The sequence below is a fragment of the Hephaestia sp. MAHUQ-44 genome, assembly GCF_023806085.1.
Classification (GTDB): Bacteria; Pseudomonadota; Alphaproteobacteria; order Sphingomonadales; family Sphingomonadaceae; genus Sphingomonas.
On sequence record NZ_JAMSLX010000016.1, the window covers coordinates 26,798 to 46,321 of the forward strand.

14 protein-coding genes are annotated in these 19,524 nt (G+C 63.5%); 4 read left to right on the top strand and 10 right to left on the bottom strand.

Annotation, left to right across the window (positions count from 1 at the left end):
* Positions 1-252 precede the first annotated feature (252 nt).
* Positions 253-1,254 (top strand): LacI family DNA-binding transcriptional regulator, encoded by a 1,002-nt coding sequence (locus tag NFE57_RS14425; protein ID WP_252136294.1) that lies wholly within the window; start codon positions 253-255, stop codon positions 1,252-1,254.
* A gap of 86 nt (positions 1,255-1,340) precedes the next feature.
* On the opposite strand, the gene NFE57_RS14430 is transcribed toward NFE57_RS14425, so the two are convergent.
* On the bottom strand, positions 1,341-2,900 hold the full coding sequence (locus NFE57_RS14430; RefSeq protein WP_252136295.1) for a DUF5060 domain-containing protein: 1,560 nt from the start codon (positions 2,898-2,900) through the stop codon (positions 1,341-1,343).
* 148 nt (positions 2,901-3,048) lie between these two features.
* On the bottom strand, positions 3,049-6,069 hold the full coding sequence (locus NFE57_RS14435; RefSeq protein ID WP_252136296.1) for a TonB-dependent receptor plug domain-containing protein: 3,021 nt from the start codon (positions 6,067-6,069) through the stop codon (positions 3,049-3,051).
* A 693-nt stretch (positions 6,070-6,762) separates the two neighbouring features.
* Here NFE57_RS14435 and NFE57_RS14440 point away from each other — a divergent pair.
* Both NFE57_RS14440 and NFE57_RS14445 read left to right on the top strand, forming a co-directional pair.
* The gene (locus tag NFE57_RS14440; RefSeq protein ID WP_252136297.1) at positions 6,763-8,121 is read left to right on the top strand and encodes a pectate lyase family protein; all 1,359 of its coding nucleotides are present in this window, start codon (positions 6,763-6,765) and stop codon (positions 8,119-8,121) included.
* 81 nt (positions 8,122-8,202) lie between these two features.
* Positions 8,203-9,585, top strand: a complete 1,383-nt coding sequence (locus NFE57_RS14445) for a glycoside hydrolase family 140 protein (RefSeq protein WP_252136298.1) — start codon at positions 8,203-8,205, stop codon at positions 9,583-9,585.
* A 75-nt stretch (positions 9,586-9,660) separates the two neighbouring features.
* On the opposite strand, the gene NFE57_RS14450 is transcribed toward NFE57_RS14445, so the two are convergent.
* Positions 9,661-11,160, bottom strand: coding sequence for a catalase (locus NFE57_RS14450; protein ID WP_252136299.1), 1,500 nt, complete (start codon positions 11,158-11,160; stop codon positions 9,661-9,663).
* Between the two features lie 219 nt (positions 11,161-11,379).
* Here NFE57_RS14450 and NFE57_RS14455 point away from each other — a divergent pair, with 219 nt between their 5' ends.
* Positions 11,380-12,366, top strand: coding sequence for an urea transporter (locus tag NFE57_RS14455; protein ID WP_252136300.1), 987 nt, complete (start codon positions 11,380-11,382; stop codon positions 12,364-12,366).
* A 48-nt stretch (positions 12,367-12,414) separates the two neighbouring features.
* Here NFE57_RS14455 and mnhG read toward each other — a convergent pair whose 3' ends face one another.
* The 7 genes from mnhG to NFE57_RS14490 all read right to left on the bottom strand — a co-directional run bounded on the left by mnhG (position 12,415) and on the right by NFE57_RS14490 (position 19,444).
* Positions 12,415-12,789 carry a monovalent cation/H(+) antiporter subunit G gene (gene mnhG, locus NFE57_RS14460; RefSeq protein WP_252136301.1) on the bottom strand — a complete coding sequence of 125 codons (375 nt, stop codon included), beginning with the start codon at positions 12,787-12,789 and terminating at the stop codon, positions 12,415-12,417.
* Positions 12,786-13,067, bottom strand: a complete 282-nt coding sequence (locus NFE57_RS14465; RefSeq protein WP_252136302.1) for a K+/H+ antiporter subunit F — start codon at positions 13,065-13,067, stop codon at positions 12,786-12,788. The genes mnhG and NFE57_RS14465 overlap by 4 nt, the downstream gene beginning before the upstream one ends.
* Complete coding sequence (locus tag NFE57_RS14470) at positions 13,064-13,546, bottom strand: Na+/H+ antiporter subunit E (protein ID WP_252136303.1); 483 nt, start codon at positions 13,544-13,546, stop codon at positions 13,064-13,066. Before NFE57_RS14470 ends, NFE57_RS14465 begins: the two co-directional genes overlap by 4 nt.
* On the bottom strand, positions 13,543-15,165 hold the full coding sequence (locus NFE57_RS14475) for a monovalent cation/H+ antiporter subunit D (RefSeq protein ID WP_252136304.1): 1,623 nt from the start codon (positions 15,163-15,165) through the stop codon (positions 13,543-13,545). The genes NFE57_RS14470 and NFE57_RS14475 overlap by 4 nt, the downstream gene beginning before the upstream one ends.
* Complete coding sequence (locus NFE57_RS14480; protein WP_252136305.1) at positions 15,162-15,503, bottom strand: Na+/H+ antiporter subunit C; 342 nt, start codon at positions 15,501-15,503, stop codon at positions 15,162-15,164. Before NFE57_RS14480 ends, NFE57_RS14475 begins: the two co-directional genes overlap by 4 nt.
* A complete protein-coding gene (locus NFE57_RS14485) occupies positions 15,503-18,418 on the bottom strand; it encodes a monovalent cation/H+ antiporter subunit A (RefSeq protein ID WP_252136306.1) in 2,916 nt (971 codons plus the stop codon). Before NFE57_RS14485 ends, NFE57_RS14480 begins: the two co-directional genes overlap by 1 nt.
* A 135-nt stretch (positions 18,419-18,553) precedes the next feature.
* On the bottom strand, positions 18,554-19,444 hold the full coding sequence (locus NFE57_RS14490; protein ID WP_252136307.1) for a universal stress protein: 891 nt from the start codon (positions 19,442-19,444) through the stop codon (positions 18,554-18,556).
* Between the last annotated feature and the right edge of the window lie 80 nt (positions 19,445-19,524).

Consider the following 19,524-nt stretch of genomic DNA (forward strand, 5'->3'; position numbering starts at 1 on the left):
TCTCCCGATATTTACGACGCCTCCCTTTGGCGTTGTTGGTAGCGTTATCATATTGTCCTACGCTGTCAACCGCCAATCATTTCCGCTCGCAAAAAACCGTCGCGCCCCATCGTCCGCTCCCGGTTTTTCCCACGAAATTCGGTTTCCGTTCGCTGGACGGTCCCCGGATCTTCGGATAAACCCCGCAAAGTATCGTAAACCGCCGCTGAGATGGGCTGTGCCGGCATGACAATGACAAACGGGCGCCCGACCATGGCGGATGTCGGACGCCTCGCAGGAGTCTCGATCAAAACGGTCTCGCGGGTGTTCAACGACGAGCCCCATGTCAGCGACAGCATCCGATGCCGGGTGATGGATGCCGCGCGGCGACTCGATTATCACCCCAATGTCATGGCGCAGGCGCTCGTCCGCCGACGATCGCATCTGATCGGACTGGTGTACGAAAATCCGAGTCCCAGCTACGTCGTCGAGCTTCAGCGCGGTGTCCTCGATCGCCTCAAGGACGAGCGCTACCGGCTGGTGGTGATCCCGATTCGCTCGGTCGAGCACAATGCCTCGGAACTCGTTGGCATGTTACGCTCGGCCGCGCTCGACGGCGTCGTACTGGCGCCGCCCGCCGCCGATCATCCGCTGATCCTCGATCAACTCAGCCGCGCGGGTATCTCCTGCGCGCGTATCGCGCCGACACGCCTGTTCGACGCGGCGCCCTCGGTCATCATCGACGATCAGGTCGCCGCGACCGACATCGCCAACCATCTGCTCAGCCTCGGCCATCGCGAGATCGCGATCATCAAGGGCGACCCGACGCATCCCGCCAGCGACGCGCGGATGGCGGGCTATACGCGCGCATTCGCGGCGGCGGGCGTGACCATCCGGCCCGACTGGATCGAAGCCGGGCAGTTCACCTTCGATAGCGGGCTGGAGGCCGGGCGCCGCTTGCTGCGCCATGCGCCCCGCCCCACCGCCATCCTCGCGCAGAACGACGACATGGCGACCGGCGCGCTGATGGCGGCGCGCGAATTCGGGCTGCGCGTCCCCGGCGATGTCTCGATCGCAGGGTTCGACGATTCCGAAATCTCGCGCATCGCCTGGCCCCCGCTTACCACCGTTCGCCAGCCGGTGTTCGACATGGCGGTCGACGCGGCCGACATGCTGATCGCCCAGCTCGAGCGCCGCGCGGTCGATGGCCCGCGCGACCATCGGCATCAGCTGATCGTCCGCGCCTCCACCGCGCCGCCGTCGGCGCTACCCTAACGGCTGCGCGCGCGACGATCAGGCGTGATCGGCTGAATTCTCGCGCGGGTGCGTCGGGGGATGTCGGCGCATCCCCCGACGCACGGTCACGCCTTGCGCAGCCGGAGCGCGATATAGGGCCTGTCGGGCAACGCGATGTTCGGCCGGGCGGGATCGTGGACATTATAGTCGTCGCGCTGTTCCATCCGGAACACGCCTTCGACGGGGGTAATGGTCATGTTCCACGTGTCGATGATGTCGGCGCGATAGGCGCCGTGCGGATCGCCCTTGCGCCCCGGCAGGATCACGGGCCATTCGGCCGGCGTCTGGGTGCCGAAATATTTGAGGTAATAATCGAACGGCTTGCCGGCGATGTGATAATTCCACCACGGCTGGATCGGGTCGATCCCCGGCACCGGCCCGTCCTCCATGATCTGCTTGAGGAACGCGAGCCGCGGCGCGCTGGTGCCCTTGAGCACCCCGCCCTGCCCCAGCCAGGAGAAATCGGCGTCGCGGTTGGGATCGAAGGTCTCGCTATGGCCCACATAGGTGCCGCCGAGCAGCCCCCACCAGAAGCGTTCGACCATCTCTTCACCGCTGAGCCAGCCCCACCGCTTGGTCGAATTGCCCTCATAGACGACCTCGTCGAACACCACCGGCTTGAGCGTCATCGCACGGTGCAATTCGGCGCGCAGATCGTCGAGCACCGCCGCGCCGTTCTGGACGCTAGCGTGGGTGATCCACGGCTTGCGGTGATCGTAATAGGTGTTGATCTGATGGATCGACCGCAGGCGATCGTGTGGATCGGCGGCGACCAATATCTCGAACAGATGGTCCCAATCGGCCATCGTCTTGGTCTTGATGGCATCATATTCGTTGGCCATCGCCCACCACACATGGCGATAGGCGCCGAACCGGGCGGCGACATAGCGGACGTAACGCTCGTCATCGGCGCGCGCCATGTCGTTATAGCCGCGCACCTCATCATAGGGATGAAACAGAATGATGTCGGCCTCGATCCCGAGCGCACCGAGGCGCAGGATACGATCCTCATAGCGACGAAAATAATCGGGATCGAAGCGCGTCGGGTCCCAATCCTTCGGCCCGTCGCCCGTGCGTGCGAACGGATTGGTCGCAACCGACGGCACGTTGGGCGTAATCAGCATCCGCATCTTGTTGAAAGGGGCAGCGCGCAGCGTCTTGAGCGTTTCGGTACATTTGGCGTCCGACTGGAGCGCCCATGAATAGCAGGTCGTGCCGATCTGGCGGTACGGCGTGCCATCGGCATAAGTGAAGTGATAGCCGTCGGCGCTCACCCGTACCGGGCCGTGATTTCCCTTGGCGGGCGCGACGCAATCGAAGCTGCCTGACTGGCCATCGATCGCCCTGACGTTGCTGGTGCTGCGCCATGTCCAGCGACCGATCTCGGGCGGGCTGAAGCGGACGCGATAGACGCCCTTGCCGTCATAGAAACCGGGGACCCGAATTTGTTGGCCCGCCCGTTCGAACACCGCGGCCAGCGTCACATCGTCGAACGGATTGCCGCTGTCGGGACCGTTGAAGACCAGTTCGTGGACGCCCCAGCGCTCGGTGGCCTTGGTTGTTTGGCCCAGCGCCGGCGCGGAAGCTGCCGCAGCGGCACCGATGACGACTCCGCTTTTCAGCATGTCACGCCGTGAAACGGTCAAAACGCACTCTCCATGGCAATGTTCGATTGGCGGCGGTGCATCTCTTGCTTGTGAAAATAGCGCCTGCGCCGCGCGTTACATAAAAAAACGGGGGTGGCGCGGTACGCCACCCCCAGGCTTGCGAGGATCAGAACTTGACGCGGACACCGGTGTAGAAGCGGCGGCCGATCACGTCGTATACGGCGTTCGCGTTACCCGGCAGGCCACCCCAGATCGGGGGCCGCTTGGTGTCGAACATGTTCTTCACACCGATGTAGAATTCGAAATTCTCCATGCCCGTGAAGCGAGCCTGCATATCGGTGTAAATTTTCGACTTGATGGTGAAGTATTTCGCATCGGGCACCGAGCCATCCGCCAGACGGTAGAGCGTCTGGAAGTTCTCATAATCCAGCACCTGCGAGCTGATATATTCGTTGTTGAGCGTGAAGCCGAAGGTCTCGTTCGCCCAGTTCAGCCCGACCGTGATCGGATCACGCGGCACGCCCAGTTCACCCATGGTATTATCCTTGGGGTCGCCAGTGAGGGGACGGTAGCCGTTCTTGAGCAGATGTGTCCACGCCGCCGAGATCCCGGCCTGGCCGCCAAACAGATCGTGGCTGTAGCTGAGCGTGAAGTCGAGACCGCGCGTATACGAACCACCGCTGTTGATCAGGCCACGCACGACCTGCTCGACCGAACCGATGCTGTACGCCCCCGAGGCAACCGAACGCCGCGTGACGAACTGGCAGAAATCGGCGAAGCCGCCCCCGTAGCATTTGTTCAGTACGGTGGCCGCCGAGACACGGCTGATCGCGTCTTCGAGTTTGATGTCGAAATAGTCAGCCGTGAACGTCAGGTTCCGCAAGGCATGGATCGACCGCGGGTTGACCACCGCCCCCAGCGTCAGCGTCTTGCCCTTTTCCTCGCGGATGTTCGGATTGGCGGCTGTGACACCGCCCACACCCGAGAGATCCGCCTGGGTAAGCGTGAACGCCCCATTGGCCTGAATGTTCGCCAGCACCCCGGGCACTGCGCGGCAATTGTCTGCCGTTGCGCCCGGCGTGGTCAGCGTAACCCCCTGACAAGGATCGGTGATCGTGACGATGCCGGCAGCTGGCGCCGCGAACAATTCGCCGATATTGGGTGCGCGGACGGCATGGGCGTAGACCGCACGGAAACGGATATCCTCGATCGGTGCCCATTCGGCACCAACGTTCCACGCATAGAAGGTCCCGACGGTCGAATAATCCGACATTCGGCCGGCGCCGCGCAGCGTCAGGTTGCGGAAGAACGGCGTATCGCTCAGCACGGGCACGACGATTTCGCCGTACGCTTCCTTGACGTTGAAGCTGCCCGCGGTGTCGGTCATCTGGACGTAACCGTTGCGCGCCGCATTGGTCAGCGGATCGAAGATGTCACGGCTGGACTCGCGGCGATATTCGCCGCCGACCGCCACCTGAACCGGGCCGGCCGGCAGGTTGAACAGCGAGCCGGTGAGGTTGACCGCGGCGACCTGCATATCCTGCTTCGAATGACGGCTCATGTTGACCTGGAGATAATCGACCATCTCCGGCGTCAGCGTGTTCATACCGTAGACGTTGATCGGCACGCAGCCGCGCCCGCGCGCTTCGGCGCTGGCGCACACCGCATCGGTCGTGCTGCCGTTCTGGTTGAAATCGTAGATGTCGGTGATGACCTGCAGGCCCTCGGCCAGATTATACAGGTTGGCGAGCCCCGACATCGACTGGTTCTGCTTGGTGAAGCCGTATTGGTAATAAGCGTCGAGTTGCCAGCTGCTGCCCAGATCGACACTTGTCCCCAGTACGGCCCGGAAATTGTCACGCTCCGTCGGGATCGTCCGCGTGCCGAACGCCGTGGTGCGCGTGAGGAAGCTCAGATCCCGATAACCATCGCCGGTGCGATCGGTCGCGGCGGCAAATACAGCAGCCGGAACGAACGGGTTGGCGACCCGAGTGGTTGCACCGCCACCGCCGGGAACGAGCACGTCGAATTCGATCGGATAGAAGCCCTTGGTGCCGGTGAACGCGCCGAGAGCGCTATCGGTGCGCATCGGCGACGCTTCCATCCGCCCCTTGGTGAGGACGTTGGTGTAGGTGACTTCACCGAAGACATTGACCTTGTCGGTCACGTCATAATTGGTGCGAGCAGCGAAGGTCAGACGTTCCGACGGGGCAGCGAGCAAGCCGTATTCGGCACGGTTCCAGCCGTCCGTCGCTGCGTTATAGGCGCGGAAAGTGCCGTCCGATTCGATGATGCGGTTGGTCTGCGAACCGATCACAAAGATACCGCCCGGCCCGACGTTCGACGGGTTGTAGAACGGCGTGAACAAATTCTCGGCAGCAGTCTGGTTGGCAGCGCTATTGCCTGCGACGCGCTGTGTCGTGCCAAGGCTCGTGTAATCGTAGCGCGAGAAGGAGCGCGAGGAATGCGTAACCTCGCCCTCGTTGACGTAACCGCCGTAAACCATGAAATTGCCGCGACCATCACCGAAGTTCGATCCGAAGGTGGCGTTGGCCGAGAACTGGCGATCGTCACCGCGCTCGGAAATGCCCGCCTGCGTGTTGATCTGAAGCCCTTCGAACTTCTTCTTGTAGATGAAATTGACCACGCCGGCGACGGCATCCGACCCGTACACGGCCGAGGCGCCGCCCGTGAGAACGTCAACGCGCTCGATGAATGGCGTCGGGATCATCGACAGATCGACCTGCGCCGTACCGGGAACGCCCGCCACCGAGCGGCGGCCGTCGATCAGCACGAGGGTACGATCAGGGCCGAGGTTGCGCAGGTTGACCGTCGCAAGGCCGGGATTGGTGCTCGCGCCGGTCGTGGTACGGCTCAGGCTCGCGGCACCGATGGCCGGGTTCTGCTGGAGCGCATCCTGCACGTTGATCGTACCGGTGTTTTCCAGCGCTTCGCTCGACAGGACCTGCAACGGGCTCGGCGACGTCAGCGTGGGCGATGCAATGCGGCTGCCCGTGACGACGATGGTGCCGGTGCTGTCATCCTGCGCCGTATCGCCGGCGGGCGTCACGATCGATTCCTGCGCGTACGCGGCGGTTGCGAACAGGGTCATGCCGCTGACGCCCGCGAGAAAAGCTCCCCGCAAGCCGATCGAGACCAGCGAGCGTGTCGTCTTCGCGTATTTCATAACCTCAACTCCCCTAAAAAACACTTGAAAATCAATAAAATGACATTTAATTCGAGATCAATTCATCGAAGGCTCGACTCATGAATCCGGAGCAAGGCGGCATCGCCACTTCGGTGGCGACAGGCGCAACCACCGCCCACCGCGGCCGATCGCGCGCGCATCGAAGTTCGGCAAAGCAGTTAAAATTGACGCGCGCAGCGCCAGAACAGGGCGCCACCTGAGCCGCAGATGGAGTGGGCCTGACGGTAGCGGCCCCTCGTCGTCACCAGCACGCGCCCCGGAGGGTATGGAGAGCGCCCCCAGATCAGCGCCAGCCCGCACGCGACACATAATCACACGTGCCGTCCGCCCACCTTCCCCGCAATGGATGCCATGTTCAGCCATCCAAACCCCTCCTCGTGCCTGGATAGCTGGCGCGATCGCAGAGCACAAATAATAATCCTATTATATTGTATATCTTCCGCTTTATTGCCGGAATTTGGCATGGAATTTCCTCGAAAACGGGCTGCCAAAAGGCGTTTCCTCGACCACACACACAAAGGACGACTCAGAATAATTGATTTATTTTCAGTGCGTTATGGAAATATCCGCAAAGAGCAAACCGCCTGCCGTTGCAACAATGTCACAGACATGCTCATTATGCCAATCAGTGGTCTGATAACTACACCCGTCGATTCAGGATGAGGAAGCCCCATGCGCCCCTTGCTGAGCGTCCCGACAGCCTTGCTGGCCGCGATCGCCCTGCCCGCCCAGGCCCAGCAGCTCGCCTTCCCCGGCGCCGAGGGTGCAGGGCGTTTTTCGGAAGGCGGACGCGGTGGGCGGGTGATCGCGGTCACCAATCTGAACGATGCAGGGCCAGGCAGTTTGCGCGCCGCGATCGAGGCAGACGGGCCGCGCACGATCGTGTTTCGCGTCTCGGGCACGATCGCGCTCAAATCGGAATTGCTGCTGACACAAGGCCGGGTGACGATCGCTGGGCAGACCGCCCCTGGCGACGGCATCACGCTCAAGGACCACAGTTTCAACATCGCCGCCGATGATGTAATCGTCCGCTACATCCGCGCGCGACTGGGCGGCGCCTCGGGCACGCAGCAGGATGCGCTGACGGTCACCACAGGGCGCCGGATCATCATCGATCACGTTTCGGCGAGTTGGTCGGTCGACGAGACGCTATCGAGTTCGTCGCATTATGACACGCCCGGTGAGGGCGTTTGGGATCTGAGTGTGCAATGGTCGATCATTGCCAATTCGCTGCGCCGATCAAACCACGACAAGGGCGAACACGGTTATGGCAGCCTGATCCGTGCCGCACGCGGCGCGCGGATGAGCTATCACCACAATCTATGGGCCAACCATCTCGATCGAATGCCGCGGCCAGGCAATTACTCGCTGCCGAGCGAGGACGACATCGGCGGCATGCTCGATTTCCGATCAAACGTTTTCTACAATTGGGGCAAGGAACGCGCCGGCTATAATTACGACGTCTCGACGCACATCCAGTATAATTTCATCGACAACAGCTACATCGCCGGCCCCGACAGCAAAGGCGCGATCGCGTTCGAGGAGAAGAACCAGCTCGCCCGTGCCTTTTATGCCGGCAACAGCATGAACGGCACGGTCCCGACCGATCAGCGCACGCTCGTGACCGGACATATTCCGGTCGGCTATTGGCTCGACGCGCCGCTCGACGTCGGCCCAGTTGTCGCCGATCCCGCCCCACAAGCCTATGAACGCGTGCTTGCCCGTGCCGGCGCCTCACGCGTCCGCGACGCGATCGACAAAAAGATCGTCGAGGGCGTGCGCACCCGCACCGGACGGATCATCGACAATGAGACGCAGGACGGGGGCTGGCCGGTGCTCACATCACACCCCGCGCCCGTGGATAGCGATAATGACGGCATGCCCGACGCCTGGGAGCGCGCGCGCGGGCTCGATCCGGTTCGCGCCGACGGCGCGGCAGATCGCGACCGCGACGGCTGGAGCAACCTCGAAGAATATCTGAGCGAATTGGCTGGCGACCCGAAACCCGCATCGCCGCCCGAAGTCGATTGACGAAATAATACTATTATATACCAAATTGCCGCAACGGTGATGCACCGCTTTTGGGGAGGATTCATCAAAATGAGAGCAGGTTTGACTCTATTGTCCGTACTGGCGGCCCTCGCAGTAACGCCGGTGATGGCGCAGACGAGCACGCCGCCGCTCACCGTTTCCGACAACGGTCGTTATGTCGAAGCTGGCGGCAAGCCCTTCTTCTGGCTCGGAGATACCGGCTGGCTCCTGCTCGGCAAGCTCAACCGCGAAGAGACCGAGGCCTATTTCGCCAAGCGCGCGAGCCAAGGTTACAATGTCATCCAGGTGATGGTGCTGCACCGGCCCGAAATGACGAACCCGATTGCCGGCCCCGCGCTGATCGACGGCGATGTCGCGCAACCCCGCGTCACCCCCGGCAACGATCCGGCCAAGCCCGGCGAATATGATTATTGGGACCATCTCGACTGGGTGATCGATCGTGCCGCTGCACACGGCCTCTACCTCGCACTGGTCCCCGCCTGGGGAACCTTTGCCGAGATGCGCATCCTCAACGTCGATACCGCGCCGGTATATGGACGCTTCATCGCCGAGCGCTACAAGGACAAGCCCAATATCGTCTGGTTGAACGGCGGCGACACCCATGGCGACATGGCTACCGTGACGTGGCAAACGCTCGGCAAGACGATCAAGGCGATCGATCCCAACCATTTGATGACGTTCCATCCGTTCGGCCGCACCGATTCTTCCTGGACGTTCCACAACGCGACCTGGCTCGATTTCAACATGTTCCAATCGGGGCACCAGAGCTACGAACAGGATACAACGCGTGGAGCCTATGGCGAGGACAATTGGGAATATATTCTCAACGATTGGGCCCGTAGGCCCGCACGCCCGGTGATCGACGGCGAACCATCGTATGAGAATATCCCCCACGGTCTCGATTTCGTCCCCGAGCCATTGTGGAAAGCACCCGACGTCCGCCGCTACGCCTGGTGGTCGGTGATGGCGGGCGCGTTCGGCCACACCTATGGCGAGAACAGCGTGATGCAGTTTCACGTGCCGGGGGCGAAATCGGCTTATTGGGCATCGACCCCGTGGCAAGAGGCCGTCGACTCACCGGGCGCGCTGCAGATGCAGCACCTCAAGACGCTGATCCTCTCGCGACCCTCCTATCTCGATCGGGTCGCCGATCAGTCGCTGATCATCGACAATGGTACCCGGTACGAGCGCGTTGCGGCGACGCGCGGCGCCGGTTTCGCGATCGCCTATAGCTACACCGGCAAGCCGTTCCGCGTGCAGATGGGCAAGATCAGCGGCAAGCGCGTGCGCGCCGCCTGGTTCGACCCGCGTACCGGCGAGACACAACCGATCGGTACCTTCGCCAATCGCGGCACGCGATTGTTCACCCCGCCCGGTACGCCCGCGCCGGGCAATGACTGGGCACTCGTCCTCGACGACGCGGCAACCCCGTCCGCACCCTGATCGCCTGATATGATTGCCACTGGGGGCGGCGCCGGTTTGTGGCGTCGCCCCCAGTTGCGCAAAGATCGGTTCGGCTTACGCCTCGCCCATACCTTCGGCGGGCTCAGGCGCCGTACCGCTACGCACCTGCTCTTCGATCCGTCGCCCGACATCGGCGTCGATACTCTTCCAGTAATCGAAGGCGCGGCCCAGCACCGGCTCGCGCACGCCGCCGAGCAGGCTGCCCGCCACCTGATCGACCAGCGCGGCACGCTGCGCATCGTTGAATATCTCGCGCACGAGAATGCCCGCCTGCCCGAAATCGTCGTCGTTGCTGCGCAGCGTATAGGCACTGCGCACCATGTCGCCGTCCGCTTCCCAGCCCTCGGGCATCGGACCGGTATCGTCGGCCCAGCTACGGTCGCCGCTGTTGGGCGCATAGACCGGCGCCGCGCCGCTATGCTCATACGCCATCTGGCCGTCGAACATATAGGTGTTCACCGGCACCTTGGGTCGGTTGACCGGAAGCTGGTGAAAGTTGGTGCCGATGCGGTTGCGCTGCGCGTCGGCATAAGCGAACGCACGGCCAAGCAGCATCTTGTCCGGCGACAGGCCGATGCCGGGCACGGTATTCCCCGGCGAGAAGGCCGCTTGCTCGATCTGCGCGAAGAAATTCTCCGGGTTGCGGTTGAGCGTCATCGTCCCGACCGGAATCAGCGGATAATCCTTGTGCGACCATGTCTTGGTCAGGTCGAACGGGTTGATCCGATAGGTCTTGGCCTCGGCATAGGGCATCACCTGCACCGACACGTCCCACACCGGATGCTCGCCGCGTTTGATCGCATCGAACAGGTCGCGGCGATGGAAATCGGCATCGCTGCCCGCCATCGCGGCCGCCTCGGCATTGCTGAAGAATTCCATGCCCTGACGGGTATGGAAATGATATTTGACCCAGAATTTCGCGCCCTTGGCGTTGACCCACATATAGGTGTGCGAGCCATAGCCGTTCATGTGTCGCCAGGTACGCGGCAAGCCGCGCTCGCCCATCAAATAGGTCACCTGATGCGCGGTCTCGGGGTTGTTGGTCCAGAAATCCCACTGCATGTGGTTGTCGCGCAGGCCCGAGTCCGGGAGCCGTTTCTGGCTGCGGATGAAGTGCGGGAATTTCATCGGATCGCGGATGAAGAAGATCGGCGTATTGTTGCCGACCAGATCGTAATTACCCTCGTCGGTGTAGAACTTCAGGCTGAAGCCGCGCACGTCGCGCCACGTATCCGGGCTGCCCATCTCACCAGCGACGGTCGAGAAACGGGCGAGCATGTCGGTCTTGGTGCCCTTCTGGAACAGCGCCGCCCTGGTATAGGCCGACACGTCCTCGGTCACGTCGAGCACGCCGAACGCGCCCGCGCCCTTGGCGTGCGGCTGACGCTCAGGCACCTTTTCGCGGTTGAAATGCGCCATCTGCTCAAGGAAGTGGACGTCGTGCAGCACGATCGGGCCGTCGGCACCGATCGTCAACGAATTGCGATCGCTCGGGGCCGGCGCGCCGGCGCCAGTGGTGGACCCGACAGCCTGTTTGGTGCGCGTGTCTGACATAGCGGTCTCCTTGCATCTGATGGCCGATAATCGGCGTCGCTGAATGGCATCCCGGATGCTGGCCGCAACCCGAGTAATTGGCAACGCCAATTAATTCACCCACACTGTTCGGAAATGCCACTTAACAACCGTGGGACGCGCCCTGTGCCTCGCAGATAGGCGTGTTTTCCACGCGCCACAGGCTATAGGCAGGACAATGCCACCGGGGGAGTTACGATGATGGCCGTCCGCTTCGCGTCGACCGGTCTCGCCATCGAGGGCGAGACTTGGCCGCACCACGTGCTGCACTTTCTCGACACCGTGCTGCGCGGGATCGGGCAGGTGATGTTGCAGAACAACGCTTATGCCGGGCTGCTTTTCCTGATCGGGATTTTCTATAACTCGCCATTGTTCGGGGCTGCGGTTCTGCTCGGCGCGGCGGTGAGCACCGCCACCGCGATGCTGCTGGGCGTGGATCGCGATGCAGTCCGCGCGGGGCTTTTCGGCTTCAACGGCGGGCTGGTGGCGATCGCGCTGCTCTATTTCCTGCAACCCGGTGTCATCACCTGGGGCTGCGTGATCTTTGCCGCGGCCTGCGCAACGATCGTTACCGCCGCGATGCGGACGCTGATGCAGGTCTGGAAGGTGCCGGCGCTCACCGCCCCGTTCGTCTTCACCTCATGGTGCTTCTTTCTCGCAACCGCGCGCTTCGGCCGCCTCGAATCGACGCATCTGTTGCCGACCGCGGGGCTTCCCAAGGCGGTCGCGGTCGAAGGCGTCGTCACGCTGTCGACGGTGACCGACGGGCTGTTCAACGGCATCGCGCAGGTATTTTTTCAGGGCAATGTCGTCACCGGCATCACGTTCACCGCCGGGCTGCTCGTCGCCTCGCGATTGGCCGGCGTGCTGGCGTTGGCGGGGTCGCTGACCGGGCTCCTCGTCGCCTGGGGGATGGGCGCCGCCGAGCCCGCGATCCGATCGGGCGCGTTCGGCTTCAACAGCGTGCTCGTCGCGATCGCCCTGGGGGGCGTGTTCTTCGTGCGCGACCGGGTGTCGGTCGCCTATGCCCTGCTCGCGACGATCGCCACCGCGATCGTGTTCGCCGCGGTATCGGCCGCGCTGGAGCCGCTCGGCATCCCCGCGCTCACCCTCCCCTTCGTACTCGTCACCTGGCTGTTCCTGTTCGCGAGCCCGGTCTTTCCCGCGCTTCGGCGGTGCGAGGATTAGTAGCTGTTCAGAGGCGGTACCGGCCCTCTCCTCGTTAATCGAACACCCCTAACCCCGCTCGTCGGGCGACGCGGGGGCTTCCCTGTCGCTTGGGACATTCGTCGAACCGTCGATCCGGTCGCGATACAGCGCCGCGCGGGCGAGCAGCATCAACGTGATCGGCGTCGTCAGCGTCACGAAGATCGCGATCAGGATTTCGTGGATCATCGGCCGCGAATGGAGCGTCGAAAAGCTGATCATCGAGGCCACGAGGATACACGCGGTTCCCAGCGTCGTGCCGAGCGTGGGCGGATGGATACGATCATAGAAATTGCCCAGCCTCAGCAGCCCGAGCGCCCCGACCAGCGTTATCGACGCGCCAAGAAAGACGAAGAAGCCCACCAGAATGGTGGCCCACAGCGGCAGATCCGGCGCCTGGATCATTCGATCACCTCACCGCGCATCAGGAACTTGGCGAGCGCCACCGTGCCGGTGAAGCCGAGCAACGCGATCACCAGCGCGCCTTCGAAAAAGAGCGTGCGGCCGGTCTGGATGCCGTAGGTGAGAAAGAGCAGCATCCCGGCGATGTAGAGGCTGTCCATCCCCAGCACCCGATCCTGAGCGCGCGGGCCGCGCAGGATGCGGAAGGCCGCACAGCCCATCGCCAGCGCCAGGATGACCTGCGCGCTGGTGATGACGAGGGCGAGCACGAGCGTCGTCATACGAAGATTTCCATCAACAGCCGTTCATAGCGATCGCTGATCAGCGCGATCCATTCGTCTTCATCGACCAGGTCGAGCACATGGATCAGCACCACATGGCGCCGCGCGTCATGCTGCACCCACAAGGTACCCGGCGTCGCGGTGATGATGATCGCGAGCACCGCCAGCGCATAGGGGCTGCGCAGCTCGGTCGGGAATTCGATGAAGCCCGATCGCTGCGCCGGCGGCCGGAACAGCACGATCCGGGCAACCGCGATGTTCGAGCGCACGATATCGGCCACGACAAGGCCGAACAGCTTGACGATCGCCGGGCCAAACCGGATCCGCACCGGTTCGGGCTTGAGCACCAGCATCACCCGCGACACGATCAGCGCGACCACCGCCCCCAGCAGCATGTGCCCCGGCGAGAAGCCAGTCAGCAGCACCCACATCACGAACAGCGTGGCCGCGAGCAGCGGATAGGGAACGACGCGCCTCACGACCCCACCTCGCCGGCGCGCGGGGCGTGGCGCACCGCATCGATATAGGCCGAGCGATCGGCGAGCGCGACGGCGGTCGTTTCCATATAGAGGAAGATCGGCCCCGCGCAGACCATCAGCGCAAGGCAGGTCGCGAGCAGCAACCCGATCGGCGCAACCTCGATCACGCTCAGGCGCGGCGGACTATCCTCGGCCGGAGTCCACAGCAGGTCGATCCCCGCACGGGTCAGCCCGATCAGCGTGGCGAGCCCTGAACAGATGATCAGCGCGATCAGCACCCAACTCGTCGGCGCGATCGCCATGGGTCGGAACAGCGCATCGATGATCGCGAATTTGGCGATGAACCCCGACAAGGGCGGCATCCCGGCAAGCAGCAACGTACAGAAGATGAAACCACCGCCGAGGATCGCGATCGTCCCCGGAATGACGATCCCGGTCTCATCCTCTTCCTCTTCGAGCGCGCCGGTATATTCGTCGTCGAACACCGGTTCGAGGATACCGGAGGCCTTGTCTTCCTCCTCCACATTGCGCCCCACGGGCTCGATGATGAGGTACAGCGCCCCCACCGCCAGCGTCGAACTGACGAGATAGAACAACAAGGCCGCTGTCACCGCTTGGCCGCCGATGCCGATCGCGGCCAGCAAGGTCCCCGACGACACCAGCACGTAATGACCCGCGATCCGCGAGAGTTTGCGCGCCGAGAGAATGCCGATCGTGCCGTATACCATCGTCGCGAACCCGGCCCAGACCAGCCAGGCGTCGGCAAAGCCCGCCGCCCCGCCCGATGCGTCACCGAACCACAAGGAGATGAGCCGCAGGACGACATAGATGCCGACCTTGGTCATGATCGCGAACAGCGCCGCCACCGGTGGGGCCGCCGCCGCATAGGTTCGCGACAGCCAGAAGCTGAGCGGCCAGATGCCCGATTTGACGAGGAAGGCCGTGCCCAGGATCGCGGCGCCGCTTTGCAGCAGGGCGAGGTCTTCGGACGGCACCTCGGCGATGCGTCCGGCGAGATCGGCCATGTTGAGCGTGCCGGTCGCGGCATAGATCATCGCAACGCCGATCAGGAACAGCAGCGAGGTTGCGATATTGATGACGATGTAATGCAGGCTGGCGCTGGTGCGCTCGGTGCCCGAGCCGTGGAGGATGAGGCCGTAGGACGCCGCCAGCAGCACCTCGAAGAACACGAACAGGTTGAAGATGTCACCGGTCAGGAACGCGCCGTTGATCCCCGCCAACAGCAGCAGGAACAGCACATGGAAGCGCGGCCCCGACCGATCCCATCGCGCCATCGCATAGAATAACGACGTGAAGCCGAGCACGCTGGTGAGCAGCAGCATCAGCGCCGACAGCCGATCGGCGACCAGCACGATCCCGAACGGCGCCGGCCAGTTGCCAAGCAAATAGGCGCGCGGCGCCGAGGCTGCGTCCAGCCCGAAACCATCGGTCACCAGCCACAGCAGCAGGATTGCGATTCCGACGAGCCCGGCCGCCGTACCAAGGCTGAGCACGCGCTTGAGCGTGCGCTGCCGCTCGTCGAACGCGAGCAGCAAACCGCTCACCCCCAGGGGCAGCAGGATCGGCGCGACGATCAGATGGTGCATCCAGCCGCTCACGGTTCGCCCTCTTCGCCATCTACATGGTCGGTGCCGGTGAGCCCGCGCGAGGCCAGCAGGACGACGAGCAGCAGCGCGGTGGTCGCAAACGAAATGACGATCGCGGTGAGCACCAGCGCCTGCGGGACGGGGTCTGCGTAGGACGCCGCATCGGCAAGCCCCTTGCCCACCACCGGCGGCGCATCGGTACGCAGCCGCCCGGCCGCGAGGATGAACAGATTGACCGCATAGGACAGCAGCGCGAGCCCCAGGATGACCTGGAAGGTGCGCGGGCGGAACAGCAACCACAGCCCCGACGCCGTCAGCGCGCCGATGGCGAGGGCAAGCACGATCTCCATCAGCCGGCCCCCTCGCCGCCATCATGCACTGGCTTCGGCGCGCGCGGCGAACGGATTGACTGGTGCGCAATGGCGACAAGGATCAGCGCGGTCGTCCCGACCACCACCGCGAACACCCCGATATCGAACAGCAACGCGCTCGCCACCGGCATCTCGCCGATGACCGGCAGGTCGAGATAACGAAAGTGGCTCGAAAGGAACGGGTAGCCGAACAGCCACGCTGCCATCCCGGTCGCGGTGGCACAGAGCAGCCCGACGCTGATCCAGCGAACCGGCCGCACCGTGAGGCGCATTTCGACCGAGCGCGTCCCGCTCGCCATATAGAGCACGATGATCGCGATCGAGGCGGTGATTCCGGCCGCGAAGCCCCCGCCCGGAAGGTCGTGCCCACGCACGAGAAAATACAGCGCACACGTCAGGATCACCGGGAAAAGCCACTCCATCAGGACGCGCGGAACGAGCAAATAATGCCGCACGGTATCCCCGCGATCGCGATCTTCGCGGGCATCATCGAAGGCATTCTGCTGGCGTTGTTGCTCGGGTATCTCGATGCTTTCGGCCGCCGGGCGAAATCGCCGCAGGAGCGTGAACACCGTCAGCGCCACGATCGCGAGCACGGTGATCTCGCCATAGGTGTCGAAGGCGCGGAAATCGACGAGGATGACGTTGACGACATTGGTCCCCCCGCCCCCCGAATAAGCGTGCTCGACGAAATAATGCGACAGGCCGCGCGGCGCGTCGCGCGTCATCATCGCATAGGCGATCGCGGCGATGCCGCCGCCGCCCGCCAACGCAAGCAGCAGGTCGCCGCTGCGTCGGAAATAGACCCGGAACGGCTTGCGCGCGTCGGGCCACCGCTCGGGCAGGCGCTTGGGCAGCCACCGCAGCCCGAGCAGCAGCAGGACCAGCGTGACGATCTCCACCAGCAATTGGGTCAGCGCCAGATCGGGCGCCGACAGCCACATGAAGCTGATGCACGTCACCAGGCCGCACACCCCGACCAGCACCAGCGCCGCCAGCCGGTGAAACTTGGCCTGCCACGCCGCCGCGACCGCGCACCCGGCGGCGAGCAGCCACAACACCGCGAACCCCGGATCGATCAGCGTTTCGGGGCGCGGCCCGCGGCTATAGCCGAGGTTGAGGAACGGCAGCACCCCCGCGACGACGACGGTGACGATCACCAGCCGCAACTGGACCTGCAACCGCCGGGTGCCGATCCAGCGGTGGAGGACGCGCGCGCCGTCGATGATTGCGGCCAGCACGATCTCGAAGGTGCGCCGTCCCTTGACATAGCCGATGATCGGCGAACGCGAAAAATTGTTCAGCCGCCCGCCAAACAGCACATAAAGGCCGGTCCCGGCGATCAGCGCGGTGGCGCTCATCAGCATCGGCAGGTTGAATCCATGCCAGATCGCAAGGCTGTACGCCGGCGTCGCCGCCCCCAATACCGACCGGACGGCAATGGCGAGGAACGGACCGATCGTGAGCGTGGGGATGATGCCGACGAGCAGGCACATCAGCACCAGTATCTCGATCGGCAGGCGCATCCAGCGCGGTGCCTCATGCGGCGCGCGCGGCAGATCGACCGGCGGCGGCCCGAGGAAGGTCTGGTGGATGAAGCGCACCGAATAAAGCACACTGAACGCGCTCGCCACCGTCGCGAGGACGGGCAGAACGCGATCGAGCAAGGTACCGCTGTGCGCCTGAAGCGCCTCGGCGAGGAACATCTCCTTCGACAGGAAACCGTTGAGCAGCGGCACGCCCGCCATCGCCGCGGCGGCGACCATCGCCAGCGTGGCGGTGATCGGCATGAACCGCGCCAGGCCGCTCAGCTTGCGCAGATCGCGCGTGCCGGTTTCGTGGTCGATGATCCCTGCGGCCATGAACAACGAGGCCTTGAATGTCGCGTGGTTGATCGTGTGGAAGATCGCCGCCACCGCCGCCAGCGGACTGCCGAGCCCGAGCAGCAGCGTGATGAGCCCGAGGTGACTGATCGTCGAATAGGCCAGCAGCCCTTTCAAATCCTGCTGAAAGATCGCCGCCCATGCCCCGATCAGCAAGGTGATGAGGCCGGTGGTGGTGACGATCAGATACCAGCTCTCGGTGCCGGCCAGCACCGGCCAGAGCAGGATCAGCACGAACACGCCTGCCTTCACCATCGTCGCCGAATGAAGATAGGCCGAAACCGGGGTCGGCGCGGCCATCGCGTGCGGCAGCCAGAAGTGAAACGGGAATTGCGCGCTCTTGGTGAAGCAGCCGATCAGGATCAGGACGAGCGCGGGCAAATAGAGATCGTGGCCGCGGATCAGATCGCCTGCCGCCAGCACCCGATCGACGTCGTAATTGCCGACGATGTGCCCGAGCAACAGGAACCCGACGAGCAGGCACACGCCCCCGAACGCGGTGACGACCAGCGCCATCCGCGCGCCATCCCGCGCGCTCTGGTTATGATGCCAATAGCCGATCAGCAGGAACGAGAAGAGGCTGGTCAATTCCCAGAAAAAGGCGATCTGGATGAGGTTGCCCGAGAGCACCATGCCAAGCATCGAGCCCATGAACGCGAGCAGAAACGCGAAAAAGCGCGGCACCGGATCGTTCGCGGACATATAATAGCGCGCGTACAGGACGACCAACGCACCGATCCCGAGGACGAGGATCGAGAACAGCCACGAAAAGCCGCTGAGCCGCAGCGTCAGATCGAGCCCGAGCGTCGGCAGCCAGGAAATGACGAGGCGGATGTTGCCACCATCGGCCAGCGCCGGATACAGGCTCGCCATGCCGACAAGCCCCCCCAGCGTGACGATGCCGGCCAGCATCGCCGCTCTGTTCTGCCCCCGCGTGGGCAGAAACGCCGCGCCCAGACTGCCCACAAAGGGGAGCGCGAGGATGATCAGCAGCAATCGCGCGTCCGTCATGGGCGGGTGCGTGTTTCCTTTTTACGTCGAATGCGTTCGCGGGAAGCTCGCCCTTCTATGATAGAAATTGGTCCGGGCGGGCAAGGGCCTAATGCCGATAATTGTCCTTTTGGTCCCCGGCAGGGTGCAATCGCCTCAGCCCTTTTCATCCCGTCGACGCACGATCAGCAGATCACCTTCCAGCGCCTCAACCAGTCGTTTGGCAGTACTGCCGATCAGCGCGTCGAACACCGCGCCACGGCCATGGCTGCCGATCACCGTCAGATCCATGTGCTGGTCCTCGACAAAATCGTCGAGCAACACCTCGGGAGAACCATGTTCGATCTCGACGCTGACACGGCTTCTGAGTGCCGGATCGATCCTTTCATCGCCCAGCACGCGGGCGGCGACTTCCTGTTCCATCGCCTGCAATTCCTTCGTGAAATCGCGATCGGTGACAAAACCAGCAAAGGGAATGTCATAGGCGTGGAACAGCGTCAGGCGGCTATCGGGAAACATCGCTGCGGTTTTGAGCAACGCCTGGAACGAGGCTTCTGAAAAATCGGTCGCGACGGTGATATTGCGATACGGCCGCGCGCCGCGATCCTGCACCATCAGCACCGGCGACGAGGCACCCCGGACCAGCCGGGTGATGGTGCTGCCCAGCAGCATCCGCTCGACCGATTCTTCACGCGCGGCACCGGTCACGATCAGGTCGCATTCTTCCCGCACGGCGATAGCCGCCAGTCTCTCGGCGGGCTCGCCCTCTTCGAGGACGACCCGCATCGTCTCGATCGCATCGGGGAGATCGCGCCTGATGCGCCACCGCATCCGTTCGAGCGGATCATGAATTTTGCGCCACCGGCGCCGCGACCGATCGAGATAATATTGCGGGGTATTCGCCGGATCGACGATGTGCGCGGCAACCAGTTCCACATTCCATTCGCGCGCGAGTTGGCTGGCGCGATCGAGCGCACGATCGCATCGGCTGGTAAGGTCGGTCGCAAGCAGGATCCGACGGGGCTTCGCGATCGGCGTTGCAGTCAAAAAAGCGCCTCACTGATGATGGGCCTGATGCCGCCAACATTGCCATCGTCCCCTTCATAAACAAGCGGAAATTCGCATTT